This window comes from Ensifer sp. GW101-20A05 (assembly GCF_059424735.1).
This window is the reverse complement of record NZ_JBWKZT010000028.1, coordinates 1-14,607: the sequence shown is the minus strand read 5'-3', so window position 1 is coordinate 14,607 and position 14,607 is coordinate 1. Positions and strand designations below refer to the sequence as shown.

At 60.2% G+C, this 14,607-nt stretch carries 10 protein-coding genes; 7 read left to right on the top strand and 3 right to left on the bottom strand.

Annotated features, from left to right (window positions below; all coding sequences use genetic code 11):
- Positions 1–64: 64 nt before the first annotated feature.
- The 3 genes from AC070A_RS33360 to AC070A_RS33350 all read right to left on the bottom strand — a co-directional run bounded on the left by AC070A_RS33360 (position 65) and on the right by AC070A_RS33350 (position 4,181).
- Positions 65–724 (bottom strand): calcium-binding protein, encoded by a 660-nt coding sequence (locus AC070A_RS33360; protein ID WP_093233196.1) that lies wholly within the window; start codon positions 722–724, stop codon positions 65–67.
- Between the two features lie 296 nt (positions 725–1,020).
- Positions 1,021–2,439, bottom strand: a complete 1,419-nt coding sequence (locus AC070A_RS33355) for an HlyD family type I secretion periplasmic adaptor subunit (protein WP_492384128.1) — start codon at positions 2,437–2,439, stop codon at positions 1,021–1,023.
- A complete protein-coding gene (locus tag AC070A_RS33350) occupies positions 2,436–4,181 on the bottom strand; it encodes a type I secretion system permease/ATPase (RefSeq protein WP_110879224.1) in 1,746 nt (581 codons plus the stop codon). Before AC070A_RS33350 ends, AC070A_RS33355 begins: the two co-directional genes overlap by 4 nt.
- Positions 4,182–4,413: 232 nt before the next feature.
- On the opposite strand from AC070A_RS33350, the gene AC070A_RS33345 reads away from it, so the two are divergent.
- From AC070A_RS33345 to AC070A_RS33315, 7 genes are all read left to right on the top strand, one after another.
- Entirely contained in the window at positions 4,414–4,986 is a 573-nt protein-coding gene (locus AC070A_RS33345; protein WP_057249450.1) for a MarR family transcriptional regulator, read from the top strand.
- A gap of 45 nt (positions 4,987–5,031) precedes the next feature.
- The gene (locus tag AC070A_RS33340) at positions 5,032–6,285 is read left to right on the top strand and encodes a glycosyltransferase family 4 protein (protein ID WP_492384127.1); all 1,254 of its coding nucleotides are present in this window, start codon (positions 5,032–5,034) and stop codon (positions 6,283–6,285) included.
- A 174-nt stretch (positions 6,286–6,459) separates the two neighbouring features.
- A complete protein-coding gene (locus AC070A_RS33335) occupies positions 6,460–7,932 on the top strand; it encodes a DUF6212 domain-containing protein (RefSeq protein WP_110879222.1) in 1,473 nt (490 codons plus the stop codon).
- Entirely contained in the window at positions 7,919–10,600 is a 2,682-nt protein-coding gene (locus tag AC070A_RS33330) for a glycosyltransferase (RefSeq protein WP_492384126.1), read from the top strand. The genes AC070A_RS33335 and AC070A_RS33330 overlap by 14 nt, the downstream gene beginning before the upstream one ends.
- A gap of 38 nt (positions 10,601–10,638) precedes the next feature.
- Entirely contained in the window at positions 10,639–11,817 is a 1,179-nt protein-coding gene (locus AC070A_RS33325; protein ID WP_492384125.1) for a polysaccharide pyruvyl transferase family protein, read from the top strand.
- Positions 11,818–11,961: 144 nt separating this feature from the next.
- A complete protein-coding gene (locus AC070A_RS33320; RefSeq protein WP_058329273.1) occupies positions 11,962–13,134 on the top strand; it encodes a polysaccharide pyruvyl transferase family protein in 1,173 nt (390 codons plus the stop codon).
- A 31-nt stretch (positions 13,135–13,165) separates the two neighbouring features.
- A complete protein-coding gene (locus AC070A_RS33315; RefSeq protein WP_492384414.1) occupies positions 13,166–14,254 on the top strand; it encodes a glycoside hydrolase in 1,089 nt (362 codons plus the stop codon).
- The last annotated feature ends 353 nt before the right edge of the window (positions 14,255–14,607 follow it).

Genomic DNA, 14,607 nt, shown 5'->3' with positions numbered 1-14,607 from the left:
CTACTCCTGAAGGACGAAAAGGGAGGGCGCCCCACCGGGAGGAAGTGGGGCGCGCCGGTCAATCTCAATGGATCGTGAAATAGTGGTTCGGGTTTGCCTGGATGTCGTCGGCATCGGCATTGACAAGCGTCAGCGTGTCGCCATGGCCGAAGTCGATCACGACGTTGCCACCAACCTGGGTGACGCGCGATGCCAGATCTTCCGGAGAAGAGATGTCGAGGCCGTTGATGTCCTTCGAAATCTGCAGCAGGTCTTCGCCGGGCGTGAAGTCGAGGATGACGTCGTTGCCGCCACCGCCGTCGAATACGAAGACATCGCTGCCGTCGCCGCCGGTCATGACGTCGTCGCCCTGGCCGCCGTTGATGACGTCGTTGTCAGCACCACCGAACAGGATGTCGCTGCCGCGGCCACCCATAAGCAGGTCGCTGCCGCCGCCGCCAATGAGAATGTCGTTCCCATTGTCGCCATTAAGCAGGTCATCACCCTGGCCGCCAAACAGGACATCGTTCCCGTTCTCGCCATGGAGAATATCGCTGCCCCAACCGCCAAACAGGGTATCGCTACCGTTGCCGCCGAACAGCAGGTCATCACCTTCGTCACCGAAGATGGTGTCGTCGCCATTGCCTCCGTTCACGAAGTCATCGCCAGCACGAGCGTGGATGAAGTCGTCGAAGCGTGAGCCAAAAAGGGCGTCATCATACGCGCCGCCTTCCAACGTGGCCATATGCTACTCCTCTTAGTTGTTGCTTACGCCCATCTCCGGCTCTCAAAAAAACCTTGGATGAGCGCCGGGACATTGCACTGCAAAAAAACATATGGCAACAGCAAAAGCAAAATAAATACAGATGTACTGTGCTGTTATCTGCTACCTCAGATGTATATTGTGTGTCGTTTTGATGATTATCCCTAGGATATAAGGGGTAAGTATCTTTGGTATTACTTGGAATTCAATTCAAATTTAGAAATAAATTGCCGGCGAAAATGAATTTCGTCGGCTTCGTATAGTGGTTAAGTTCTAGTTCAGTCTTCGCGGAAGGCGCGGTTCAGGCTGTCCGCAATCGGTGAGACCATGTAGTCAATCGCCGAGCGTGGCTTGTGGACGATCAGGACCTCGGCAGGCATGCCGGGATAGAGGCGAATGTCGGGGTTGGCACTGAGCGACGAAGCCGCAATGCGGGCACGCGCCACGTAGTAGGAGACATTCGATTTCTCATCGACCGACTGGTCGGCCGCAACATAGCTGATCTCGCCGTCAAGAGGCAGGTGCGTGCGTTGGTTGTAGGCCGTCAGCCGGATCTGCGTCTTCGAGCCGATGTCGATGCTGTCGATGTCACGGGTGCCGACATGCATTTCTACAAGCAGTGGCTCGTCCTCGGGCACGATATCGAGAAGCGGTTGCCCCGCCGAGACGGCGCTGCCTGCCGTGCGCAGCTGAATGTTGGTGACGATCCCGGCCTGTGGTGAGCGGATGTCGAGGCGGGTCAGGATGTCCTTGGCGGACACCAATCGTTCTTCGACATCGGAAAGCTCAAGGCGGGCCGTGGTGATTTCGCCGGCAATCTCGGACTGGAACTCATTCTCGATACCGGTCAACCCGAGTTCTGCTCCGGCTTCCGCCTTTTCGGCCTGGGCCTTATTGCCGGCGAGTTCGCCACGGGTTGCCGCCAGTTCGCTGAGCTTGGCATCGATCTCGATAAGCTTCGAGCGCTGCGCGAACTCCTTCGCGACGAGAGTGGCGATCGCGGTTCGCTGCTCGGTAATCAGTTCGATCTGTCGATCGGTCGCGCGGATCTGCTCGGCGAGCGATTTGGCTTTCTCCGAAAATTCTTCGATGGTCTTGCCCTGAACATCAAGGCGACCGGCTTTTGCTTCGCGCCGGCGCTCGAAAAAGTTCGTTTCCGCTTTCACCGCATCATCGGCCGCCGGATCCGGCGCGCCCTTCAGATCATCGGGGAACGTGATTTCTTGTGAATCCGTCTGTTCCGCCCTCAGGCGGGCAAGCTTCGCAATCAGACCGAGGCGACGGCTTTGCAGCGCCTGCAGGTCGGAGCGCGCACGGGTATCTTCGAGCTTGACGAGTGGTTGCCCGGCCGCAACACGATCCCCCTCCTGGACGAGCAGGCGCTTGAGAATGCCCCCCTCGAAGTGGCTGACGGTCTTGCGTTTCGAATCGACCACGATCGTGCCGCTTGCGACCGAGGCGCTGCTGAGCTCCGTCGAGAAAGCCCAGCCGAAAAAGCCGCCAAAGGCGACGAGGATGGTCGTAAGACCGGCAAGGACCACGCCGCGCAGCGGGGCGGAAGCGCTGCCTTCGGCATCGGGCTCCAGCCCATGCAGCGGATGAGGCCGGTCGATGATGGCTGGCAGGTTCTCCCCGCCACGTGTTGTCACCGCGTTCTTTGCATCGCGCGCGATCGGTAGATTGGGTTTCTTTGTCATGCGGAAACGCCTTCCCGTCTCGGTTCGCCCGGGGTCATGGATGCGACCACGTCGGTGCGCGGTCCGAACTGGGTGATTCGACCGTTTTCGAGGACGAGCAGCTTGTCTGCCGCCTGCATGATGGTTGGCCGGTGGGCGATCATGATGACGATCGCGCCGTCGTTGCGGGCACGCTCGATCGCACGGATCAATGCTCGCTCGCCGATCGCGTCGAGGTTGGCGTTCGGCTCGTCGAGAACGATCAGTCGGGGGCGGTCATAGAGGCAGCGGGCAAGTGCGATGCGCTGCCGCTGGCCACCGGAAAGCGTCAAATGGCCGTCACCGACCGGCGTATCGTAACCAAGTGGCAGCCGGCCGATCATGTCGTGCACGTCGGCAAGGCGGGCGGCGTCGAGCACCTTTTGAGGCTCACCTTCCTCCATGCGCGAAATGTTATCACGGATGGTACCCTCGAGCAGCGAGACCGATTGCGGCAGGTAGCCGGTCATCTGCCCGAACGAAGCGCGCTCCCAGAGATAAACGTTGTTGCCGTCGAGGAAGACGCCGCCCGTGGTCGGCTTCAAAATGCCGACAAGGAGGCGGGCAAGCGTCGACTTTCCCGCAGCCGACGGCCCGACGATGCCGAGCACCTCGCCCGGCGAAAGCGAAAATCCGATGCCCTTGATGATCGGCACATCGAGACCGGGGGCGGCATAGACCAGCTTGTCGACGACGAGATCGCCTTGCGTGCGCGGCTGCGGCATCGTCTGGCGTACGGCGAGATCTTCCTTGAGTGCCGCCTCGATCCGTCGCCAACTGGCGATGGCCAGCACCCATTGGCGCCAGTTTTCGATCATCGAATCAAATGGGGCGAGAAGGCGTCCGACCAGAATGGTCGTAGCCATCATCGCGCCGGGCGAGATCTCCTGCTTCATCACGAGGATAGAGCCCGTCGCCAGCGCTGCCGCCTGGATCATGAAGCGTATCGAGCGCGTGATTGAGGCCATCGCCTTGCTTCGGCTGCCGCTGACTTCGAGCGCATCCAGCGCATGCAGTTGCGCCGCGCGCCAGCGGCGGGCGAGTGCGGGGAGCATTCCCATTGCCTCAATTGCCTCGGCGTGGCGCAAGCTCGCACCAATTTTCGAGACGGCCTCGATATTGGCTTGATTGGCCTCTTTCATCAGCCGGCGAGTCAGCAAATCAGTCAGCAATCCACAACACACGAGCAGGGCAATGGAAATGGCGCCAAGAAGGCCGAACATCGGGTGCAGCGCAAAGAGCACGCCGAGGAAGATTGGCGACCAGGCGGCATCGAGCGGTGCACTGACGGCGGAGGTCGTGAGAAAGCTGCGCAACTCAGCCAGGTCCCGTAGCGACTGGGTCGCGCGGGTCAGCCCTTGATCGGCCGCCGCCTGCACTGCCGCGGTCAACACTGGCAGGTTCAGCCAACGCACGACCGCGCTTCCCATCGCCTGGAACGTCAGCGCCCGGATGTATTCGAGCACGCCATAGATAATGAGCGCGCCGATCACCAGAATCGTCAGCATGGTAAGCGTATCCATGCTCTGGCTGTTCAGGACGCGGTCGTGGACCTGCATCATGTAAAGCGGCGTGGAGAGCTGCAAGATGCCGATGCAAGCGCTCAGCAGAGCTGCATAAATAAGTGCCAAAACGAACACGCGGCGTGCCTTCAAAATAAGCAGCCGTGGATCGTTTGCTCCATTTTGCGCCGTCTTTGGCCCAATTTGGTTCTTGCTAATCATATTGCCTCGTTTGCTGTCACGCGTGGCGAATTTCTGGATAAGTTCGTTGGGGTCTTGAGGAAGCTATTTTGTTTGTTATCACTTAAATCACAGTGTTGCCGTGATAAGTGTGACACAATAATGGTGGAATGCTCAAGATAATCATATTCGGGGGGAGTAAAGGGGGCGAAAAATTGCTTCAAAATTTGAAGTAATTTTTGAATATCGTAGTAATGCTTAGTTGGAGAGAGGGATGAATCAAAAGATTCTCTATCCGTTCGCAGATTTCGGCGGCGCTGTTGCCATCCGCCCCGGGGATGACGCAGTTGGTAGTGCCGCTGAACACGAAGATATTGGCCAGGAGAGCGAAGCCTCCGTGGTCTCGTATTTTGAACTGGCGCGGATGATGGAACGAGCCAGCAGACGGTTCACCGGCCTGTTGCGCGCCGAACTGACAAAGCTTGGCGTCGACGACATTGGCCCGGCGCAAGCCATGGTCTTGCTCGCGATCGGCGATGCCGAGGTGTCCGTGGCTGAGCTTTTGGATCGCGGCCACTATGTCGGTTCAAACGTGTCCTATTATCTGAAGCAACTGGGCGATGGGGAATATATCGACCGGGCTGCATCGCAGCGCGACCGGCGCTCGGCTCGCATTCGGCTTTCGGAAAAGGGCAGGCAGCTCTGCGATTCTCTCAGGAAAGCTGCCGGTGCCTATGAACGGGTGCTCAGCCACGGCGAGCAGGACCGGCGCAATCTCGAAACCGCATTTCAAACGCTGCACCGGCTTGAGCTGGTTTGGGGGAATGCGACGCGCTACGGCATCTGAGCCGGGGCGCGAACGCTGTCCTTTCATCGGTAAAAGGCTAGGAACATGCACGTAGCATTTGTACACCGGCGCGGCTTCTGCCAATTCGCCGCTCTCGCGGCCCATTTGGCGCAGACGGGAAATGAAGTAACTCTCGTGACGGAAACCGTGGATCAGCGGATTCCGTCCACGCGGGTCATCCGCCACAGGGCGGAACCGGGGCCGCAGGCCAATGCGCAAATGGCAAGGCATTTGGGCATCCCGGACCATCACGTCCGCATAGGTCACCGGGTCGCAGAGACCTTCGAGGCGATGGCAAAGCAAGGCCAGGTGCCCGACGTCATCGTCGGACATACGGGCTGGGGCAGCATGATGTTCGTCAAGGACGTGCTGCCGAACGTGCCAGCGCTCGGCTATTGCGAATTCTTCTATCGCGCTGAAGGGGCGGACATCGGTTTTGCCCCTGACGACCAACCCGATTCGGACACGCGAAAGCGGTTGCGTCTGCGCAACATGGCGCAGCTGTTGTCGCTGGAGGCAATGGATGGCGGCATCAGTCCGACCCATTGGCAAAGGAGCCTCTATCCGGCCGAGCACCGCGGACGCATCGCCGTTTGCCATGAGGGCGTCGATACGCGCGTCTTCCGTCCGGATGCCTCGGCGTCTCTCAAGCTTCCGGATGGGCGGGTGCTGAAGGCGGGCGATCCGCCGATCGTCACTTTCGTTGCCCGCGACCTCGAACCCTATCGCGGCTTTCCACAGGCGCTTGCGGCGGCGGCGAAAGTCGCGCGGGAACATCCCAATGCGCTCTTCGTGTTCGTCGGGGGCGATGGCGTCAGCTACGGCGCTCCGCCGCCGGGCGGAGGCTCCTGGAGGGATCACCTGCTTCAGTCCCTGGATGTGCCGGCGGACAGGTTCCTGTTTCCGGGCGTCGTGCCACATGGCGTGTTGCGACAGCTCTTCCAGATCTCGGCGGCGCATATCTACCTGACCTATCCCTTCGTGCTTTCCTGGTCGGTGCTGGAGGCCATGGCCTGCGGCGCACTTGTCATCGGGTCGGATACCGCCCCGATGCAGGAAGTCGTGAGTTCCGGCCGCAACGGCCTGCTTGTGCCATTCTTTGATACGGACGCGCTCGCCGGTGTCGTTTCCGAAGCGTTGCGTCATCCGGAAAAGTATACGGACATGCGTGCGGCCGCGCGCCGGACGATCGAGCAGCGGTTCCGGCTGGGTGATTGCATCGCGCGGCAGATGATGTTGCTGGACAAGGCAACAAGCAGTGCTTCTACCTCTAATATCTCACTGGTTTCATCCAGATAATACTTCAAAATCCGAAGTATTATTTCACGAAAAACACAAATATCACTTATTGTGCAGTGCAAATAACCTTGATATGCTTTTCGTATGAGCTTGAATTCGCCGATGTATTTCGTTTCGGCGAATTCAACTTCAGAGGGAACTTGTTCATATTGAAGGTGGCGCGTGCAAGAGTTGATGTCTTCTGGCGTGAGGTATTCGCAGGCGAAGCGAAAGCTGGTGGTGGCATCTGATCATGATAGGGCGAGTGTCGAAGGTAGCGGCATCGAGCACCTGGTTCATTTCCTTCCCAAGGGCGATCGGGCCCAAACCACTCTCGAAAACGTATTCCCGCTGATCGGGCTTGCCTTCTCAAAAGAGGGGGAGGAAGACCTTGCGGAACGGCTCGTGTCCTTGCGTGCGCTTGGCACCGTACCGGATTTCCCGGTCAAGCGGTTGAGCGCACACACGGCGGCGGAGAGTGCCGTAATCATTCAGGCGTTGGTCGACGGTGGTGTCGGGCGTCTTGCGCGGTTTTCGAGTGCGATCACTTCGGAGCTCGCGCTATTGCGCCGCGAGCGCGAAACGCTACTCGAAAATTATCGTGCGCTCGAAGACGCCTTCCAGGCGCGCAATTGGGAGCCGGTCACCGAGGTCTTTGCGCACGATCCCTATGTCGACCCCAAGGACGAAGGCATCGGCCATCTGATTGCCAACGCTTTCGTCGAGCAACTCCTGCCGGTTTCCAGCCATGGCGTGGCAGGCATCGCGCTCCACTTCAATTCGGTTCCGAGAGACGGTGGCGAACTGGTCGTCGTCCTGAGTTATGTCGAAAGCGGCGAAGGCGTGGCCGAATGGTCCGTGCCGTTTTCACAGCTGGTGCCTACGTGGAACTTCTTCGCCTTGCCCCGCACCTGCGGAGGCGGCGCAAGAACGTTGCGGTTGAGGGTGTCAACGACGGGCTCGGAAACCATCGGTCTTTCGCTCGGTTATCCCATTGCCAGCGAGCATTACACCGCACGCTCCGAAACGCGTCACGCCGACCTCGATCTGCGTCCGCTCGCGTTCCGCATCTATACGGGCCTTCCCGGCGTCAAGCCGACACGCATGCCCAACATGATCGCACCGACGGCGCTGCTCGACGGTCACTTCATCGAGGATTACCGGCTGTCGGTGGATCTCTTGAGCCAGATCGTCGATGTTTCCGTCACGCCGGTGGTTCCGGAGTTCCAGACCGTGCGCTACCTCGAGCACGAACACGCAGTGGTCTGTCACCCGCTGCCGAGCGGCGTGTCGGCCGGCGCCATCGGTCGGGCGGTCGAGCCCGGAACCATATCCTTTTCGGCAAGCGCCATCGTCGATCATCCGAAGGGGGCGCCGGCTGCGGTCAGCTTCTTGCTGGCACCTGCGACTTCGAATGCGCGCTCGGAAGTCGCCGAACTCGCCCGCAAGGGCTCGGTGAAGCCTTCGGCCTTTTTCAGTGGCTGGCGCGAGGTCACGAACCAGCAGCCGATCAATATCAATTTCCAATTGGATGAGCCGGTGCGCCATCCCATGGATCTGATGATCCTCAGCCGCGCGGTCACCGACTCCGTCGACTTTTCCTGGCTCAAGGTGTCGGGCTTCCGGATGGTAAAGCAATCGGGTGGTGCGTCTCATGTCAAACAATAGCGATCCACGCGACTTGATCGCGATTGCCATGCCGCTCTACGGGCACGCGGCGCTGGCACTCGAGGCAATCGAGTCCGCATTAGCTTCGGCGCTTTCAGATTGCCGGATCGCCATCGTCGTCTCGGTCGATGGTGACCCACGGCACGAAACCTTCGATCAATTGCTCTTGTTTTCTGCGGCTCATCCCGACATCCACGTGGTCTTCGGCCGGAATGCAGGGCCGGGCGGCGCGCGCAACCGGGCCATCGACTATGTGCTCGAAAACCTGTCCGAAGCGAAGGCTGTCTATTTTCTCGACGCCGACAATCGCGTTCTGCCGGGCACGATCGAAACCCTTTACCGCCAACTGCGTGAGAGCGGCGCCGGCTGGGTCTATACCAATATCGATACCTTCTCGGTGAGCTGGCGAGCGCACTACGGCAACCACTATTCCAGGCTGGTTCACTGCATCACCGACAACATCTGCGACACGGGCTCGATGATCTCCATCGATGTCTTCCGGGAGGGCGTTCGTTTCAACGACGACCGGCAAAACGGTTTCGAGGACTGGGAATTCTGGCTTTCCTGCGTGGAACACGGTTTCGTCGGCACGCCTTGCCACGAGACGACCTTCGAATACCGCTTGCGGGCGGAAAGCCGGTTCAAGGAAGCCAACCGCGACCGTGCGACGTCCGTAAGCTTCCTCAGGAAGCGCCACAGAGCGCTGTTCCAAAGGCCGATGCTTGTCGACTTTGAACACGAGGAATGCCCCCGCTATCTCTTCGCACGCACTGAAGACGCGGCGATCTCGTTCTTCACCGACCCGACCAAGCAGCCGAAGAGGCTGCGCCTGGACGATATCATCCCGGCCTTCTGGGCAAATACCGGCGAGCCGGACAACGTGCACTTTCCGCCATTCGTGATGGCCGGCAGCGGGGCGACGATCGATCTGCTCTTGCGCTCGCGCATGTTGCCGAACGTTCTTTGCCACCTGGAGCGGCTGAGCGAGAAGGCGAACGTCGTGTTCGTCCACCTCGGCAACGACGCCACACAGCGCAAGATCGAGCCGACTTTCCTCGATGCCGGATCCGAGCACCTTGGCCAGCCGGATCTCATCTTCATTTCGACGGCGCTTTTGCGCGATGTCATCCGCAACAACGCGCTCGACTGGTTCGCCTCGATCGGCAGCCAGCAGGTCTGGCCGACATCGGCGGTCCTCAAAGTGCGGTTCCCATTCCCGAGGGCCCTGCCGCGCCGCACGCTCATCACGCCGCAACAGGTCATGATCAACTGCGTCAACGCCATTGCCACGAGCCCGCTGCGCCGCACCGCCGGCCGCCGCTGGACCTGGCGCCCGCCACGGCTCATGCCCTATTCCGATCTGCATAAAGCCTTACGCACGGAAATCGGCGGTTCGCCGGTGCTGCCGCTCGGTCACAGCGAGGCCGGAAAGAAAACGGCAGCGTTGCTCGTGCCCAACGCCTCCTTCGGTGGCGCCGAGAAGGTGATCTATGCTGCGTCCCGGGAATTGCGCGCCGCCGGCTATGAGACGCATCTGTTCGTGCTTGGCACCAGCCGAATGGACGTGATCGACGAGTTCGATGCGAGCTTCGATTACGTTCATTTCTGGGATCAGGGCATTCCGGCCTGGGGCGGCTCCGGCTCGTTCCTCGGACACGACTTCATCGCCGAACATCATGAGGTCGATTGGGGCGCGTTGAAGGGCCAGCTTTCGGGCTTCGATCTCGTTATCAACAACCACGTCATGGCGATGCACCCGCTGATCGCCCGGCTGCGTTCCGAAGGCACGCGCACGGCCTGCTATCTGCACGTCGTTGACAACACGCCGTTCAAGCGTCCGGCTGGCCAGCCTTTCGCAGCGATCGCGCACGAGCATTGCTACGACGCCTTCCTGACCTGCTCGGAACAGCTCAAGTTTTATCTGCACAGCTTCGGCGTACCGCTTGAAAAGATATTCGCGGTTCCGAACGGCGCGAGCTTCTCGGTCCCGCCGAAGGTGCTTGCGGAGGTGCTGCAGGTGCGGCGGATCGAACGTAAGGACGATCGGTTGAGGCTTCTCTACATGGGCCGCCTCGACCAGCAGAAAGGCATCGACCGGCTCGCCGCGACGATTTCGGAGCTGCGCGCTGCGCGTGTGCCGTTCGATGCCCGGGCAATCGGCGGCGAGATCCTGGCTGACGCCAGCTTCTCCTGGACCGACCGGCTGAAAGAGCTTGGCGTCGAGGTGCGCCCGCCCGTCTTTGCAAGCCGGGATCTGATCAAGGCGCTCGGCTGGGCCGACGTGCTGGTCATGCCGTCGCGCTGGGAAGGTGCGCCCTTGATGATCGCTGAAGCGCAGCAGCTTGGCTGCGTCCCGATCGCGACTGCCGTCGGGGCCGTCGACGAGCTGATCGTTGATCGTGAGGACGGCATCCTGATCGACGCTCCCTCCGACCCGCAAGTGGTACGAGACATGGTGAAGGCGATCACCGAGGTTGCTCATGACCGCAACCTGCTTGCCCCCATCATGGAAGGCTGCCTCAGAACGGCGGCGCGCCGTGCCTGGCCAAACTCTTTCGCGGAGTTCCTTGGCTGGTGTGACGGCTCCGTGAACAATTCATCTCTTTCGCGCGCCAAGGTTATCCGTGCGCGTGAGACATCCAATACCGGCGTTGCAGCAGCAGTTTGAGCGCGCCGGGCGACTTTTTAACTAGAAGGGACTTACGCATGCGTCCAAGAATCCTCCTGACGGGCATTCCTGGCCACTACACGCGCCTCGCCAATGGCGCGAATGGCCTGTCGGTTTCCTATTCGGAACGGCAGAAACAGCCCGAATCCAAGGACGAGTTTCTTCAGGAGCTTCGCAACATCAGCAACACCGGCAACTATCTGATCGGTGAGGGAGCTCTGCGTGCCATCGCGCCGCATGCCAAGCAGATCCCGTTTTGGCATCTCTATAACTGCCACAAGAACGGCAGCGGCTTCGAAGAGTTCAACAACAACTTCGACATCTGCGTCTTCACCTGCGCAAATCTCCTGCGCAAGGGGCTGTCGGCGGATGCCGAAGCCGATGTGTTGAGCAAGCTCAAGATGCCGATCGTCATGCTCGGCATCGGCCATCAAAACCGCAAGGACCTGGAAACAGGCCTGCCGGAAGGAACAAAGCGGCTGCTCGACGTGCTCAAGGACCGTGAACACTATTTCCTGACCCGTGGCTATGAGACGGCTGGCTACCTGAAGGACCAGGGCTTCAAGTACGTTCGACCGACCGGCTGCCCCTCGGTCTACTTCGCGCCGAACAACATGCGCGCGTCTATGAAGAAGCTGCCGAGCGTCAAGATCGGCCAGGCAAAGACGATCTTTTCGGGTTATCTCGGCGCCAATCACGATTGCATCGTCGATGCGATTGCGCTGAACCCCGAGGGAGCCAAGCCGCAATATGTTATCCAGGATGAGTTCCTGCACTTCGACATGAAGGTCGAGCCGGATGCCGATGGCAGAGTTTTTGACTCCTGCTCCGGAAAGATGCTCGGCGATATCGCCTATCCGGGTACGGATCGTCTGAAGGTGCCGTTCGACTTGCGCACCTTCTTCGATACCAATCAGTGGCGCGCCTGGGCCTCGCATATGGACTTCAACTTCGGCCGGCGGTTCCACGGCTCGATCATCGCCATGCAGGCAGGCGTGCCGAGCCTAATGGTGGCAGTTGACGACCGGATGCGCGAAATGCTGGGCTTTACCGGCCTTCCGTCGGTCGAGGTGCAGGAACTCGAAAAAGCCGAAAACCGCGCGGAATTCGTCGCCAGCCATCTGGCCGGGCTCAACGCATCCGAACTCGTCGACCGCTACTCCGATCGCGAACGCAATTTCCGAACGGTGCTGCGCGAAATCGGCATCGGCCAATAAATCGCTGACGCCTCGGGTGCGTTCTACCCGAGGCACGAATGCGATCGATTTCATAATGTTCGGGCGGGATGAGGAAGACTGCGCCCACGTTTCCTCATCCCGCTCTACGTCAACTGTGGGTCAGCCCATAACTCAGGTGTATCGATGCGTATCCTGCTCACCGGAATCCCTTCTTATCTCCAGCGTACCGTCTCGCGTGTTTCCGGTGCGACGGTCCTTCACAAGCCTTACTTCGACGATATCCGAAGCAAGAAGGAACTGATCGATCAGGTCAAAAAGATCGCCAACACCGGTAACTACCTGATCGGCGAGGGCGCAGCTTACGCCTTGCGCGGACATGACGTGACCTATGTGCCCTTCTGGCACCTGGTCAACAGCCGCGGCGCCAACGATGTCTATGATGCCCTGAACAAGGAATTCGACATGTGCGTGTTCGCCTCGGCGAACCTGTTGCGCCCGGGATACTCCGCCGATCTCGAAGCCGATGTCTTCGAGAAACTGAAGATGCCCGTGCTGGTGATGGGCATCGGCATCCAGAAGCGGGAAGGGCTCAAGGAGAACCTGCCGGCCGGCACTTTGCGGTTCCTCGAAGTGTTGAAGCAGAAGGAGAGCTTCTTCCTGACCCGGGGGTACTTCACCGCGGAGTTCCTGAGAGCCGAGGGCATGAAGTTCGTCAAGCCGACCGGCTGCCCTTCGCTCTTCTTCGCGCCGAACGAGATGCGACGTTCGCTGACGTCCCTTGCCAATGCGGACCTGGCATCGGCCCAAAAGCTCGCGCTCGGCGGTTATCTCGGCAGCGTCGCCGACACGATCGTCGATGCTCATGCGCTACTGAAGCCCGATAGCGTCGCAAGCTACGTCATTCAGGACGAGGTCGTCGCCTATAACCTTACGCTTCCCGTTGACGACAACGCCCCGGTCTACGACCGCTCAAGCGGGCGCATCACCGGCAAGACCGAATACAAGCATCAAGAGAAGTGGCAGAGAGAGAACGAGCTCATGGTGTTCTTCGACACCAACCAGTGGCGCGCCTGGTCGTCGTCGAGAGACCTCTGCATCGGCCGGCGGTTCCACGGTTGCGTCATCGGCATGCAGGCGGGTACGCCGTCGTTGATGATTGCGGTCGACGACCGCATGCGGGAGATGCTCGAATTCATCGGCTTCCCCTATATCGAGGCGGGCGTGTGGAACCGCGAAAGCGACAAGCGCGCCCATCTCGCCAACTTCCTGTCCAAGATCGATGCACAAGCCGTCACCGAGCGGTACTCGGCTTGCGAGGCGAACTTCCAAAGTGCGCTCAAACAGGTTGGGATCTAATCGCCCCTTCGCGAGAGCAGCGCCACGGGCGCTGCTCCTTGCCGCCCAGCTTTCCCTGGCGGCAATCTTTGATGCTTCGCCGGCGTTGGCCGAGGACGCGGCTTTCGCGCGCTACGGCGTCAATCGGCTCAATCTCGCCTGGCTCGACCGCGCCGAGCAGGAGCGCGTGCTCAAGGAGATCGCTGATAGCGGCGCGACGCATGTGCGGCTCTCCCTGTCTCGGCCGGTCGAAAAGAGCATCGAGGCAGTCAGCATAGCCAGCCGGCTCGGATTGCGTATCCTGCTCGAAATTCAGCTTGCGAACAAAAGCTACTATGCGGATGCGGTACGGCCCCGCAGTGGCCAGGGTCGCATCTGGGACGTCAACCGCCTGTCCGAGCTGGACCTCGATCGATATCGCCTTGGCCTTCGCGAAGCGCTCACGCGCCTGGACGCTCTCGGTGTTCGCCTCGACGCGGTGGAGCCTGGAAACGAGATCAACCTTGCCGGCTACAATGGCGATCTTGCCGTCTATCAGAAACCCGGTCAGCCGACGCCGCGAACGGTCGCCGATCTCAAGGATCGCGCAGCTTTCGAAGAGGGCCTCGACCGCTACATAGAGGTGCTAAGGATCACCCGTGACGAGGTGCGCAAAAGCGCCAAGAGCAGCGGTGCCGCCATTGTCTCCGCCGGGCTCTCTGACATGGGCGCCAAGGAAGCGGACCGGCAAGGCATGGAGCGGCTCGATCCGGCTGAGGTGATAACGCTTCTGCGGGAACGGGGAATGGACCAGCTTGTCGATGCCTTTGGCATCCACATCTACCCCGCCCGCAAGGATCCAAAAGCGATCAGATCCGTCGTCACCGAGCTGCTCGACTTCTGCGAGCCATCGGATAGCGGCAGGCCATGCTGGGTGACGGAGTGGGGGATCGCCAACACGGCCCGCACGTGTCCTATCGACGACAGCCAGCGCGAGGGCGCGATGGCCGCCATGCGCGCTGTCTTTTCCGACTTCGCCAAGGCGAAGCGACTGGATGCGGCCTACTACTATGACTGGGATACGCAGCAATCTTACCGGCTCTGGCGCTGTGGTACGCTCAGCCCTGCCGGTGCCTTGGCAATCGCGCCCGATGGTCCATAAATTGGCGCAAGGTCAGTGCGCGCGTACCCAAACTTGCGCCAGAGTTTTCATGGATTGGCCGTGCGCGAGCAATCGGAACTCTTGGTAATCTTAGTTCGGATCTCCGGCTTGGCGACGAGATACTTCATCGCGCGAAAAGGTATGGCCGCGCGCACAGGGCATGCGCCACAGGCGAGTCGATGGAAACGGCCTTGAGCCGGGCGGCACCTTCGATCTTCAAATGATTGCCGCTCCAACACAGAGACATCGGCTTCCGATACGCTGTGGTTACTTCCATGACCTCCAGTCAGAATCGGAAAGTTTTCCGCATCTGACTGTGCTGGTTCCAGGGCCGTATCTCACCCTAGGCCCGA

Bases quoted from the DNA above. Each gene is read 5' to 3' on its own strand.
- AC070A_RS33360 (WP_093233196.1), bottom strand. From the start codon at position 724: ATGGCCACGTTGGAAGGCGGCGCGTATGATGACGCCCTTTTTGGCTCA.
- AC070A_RS33355 (WP_492384128.1), bottom strand. From the start codon at position 2,439: ATGACAAAGAAACCCAATCTACCGATCGCGCGCGATGCAAAGAACGCG.
- AC070A_RS33350 (WP_110879224.1), bottom strand. From the start codon at position 4,181: ATGATTAGCAAGAACCAAATTGGGCCAAAGACGGCGCAAAATGGAGCA.
- AC070A_RS33345 (WP_057249450.1), top strand. From the start codon at position 4,414: ATGAATCAAAAGATTCTCTATCCGTTCGCAGATTTCGGCGGCGCTGTT.
- AC070A_RS33340 (WP_492384127.1), top strand. From the start codon at position 5,032: ATGCACGTAGCATTTGTACACCGGCGCGGCTTCTGCCAATTCGCCGCT.
- AC070A_RS33335 (WP_110879222.1), top strand. From the start codon at position 6,460: ATGTCTTCTGGCGTGAGGTATTCGCAGGCGAAGCGAAAGCTGGTGGTG.
- AC070A_RS33330 (WP_492384126.1), top strand. From the start codon at position 7,919: ATGTCAAACAATAGCGATCCACGCGACTTGATCGCGATTGCCATGCCG.
- AC070A_RS33325 (WP_492384125.1), top strand. From the start codon at position 10,639: ATGCGTCCAAGAATCCTCCTGACGGGCATTCCTGGCCACTACACGCGC.
- AC070A_RS33320 (WP_058329273.1), top strand. From the start codon at position 11,962: ATGCGTATCCTGCTCACCGGAATCCCTTCTTATCTCCAGCGTACCGTC.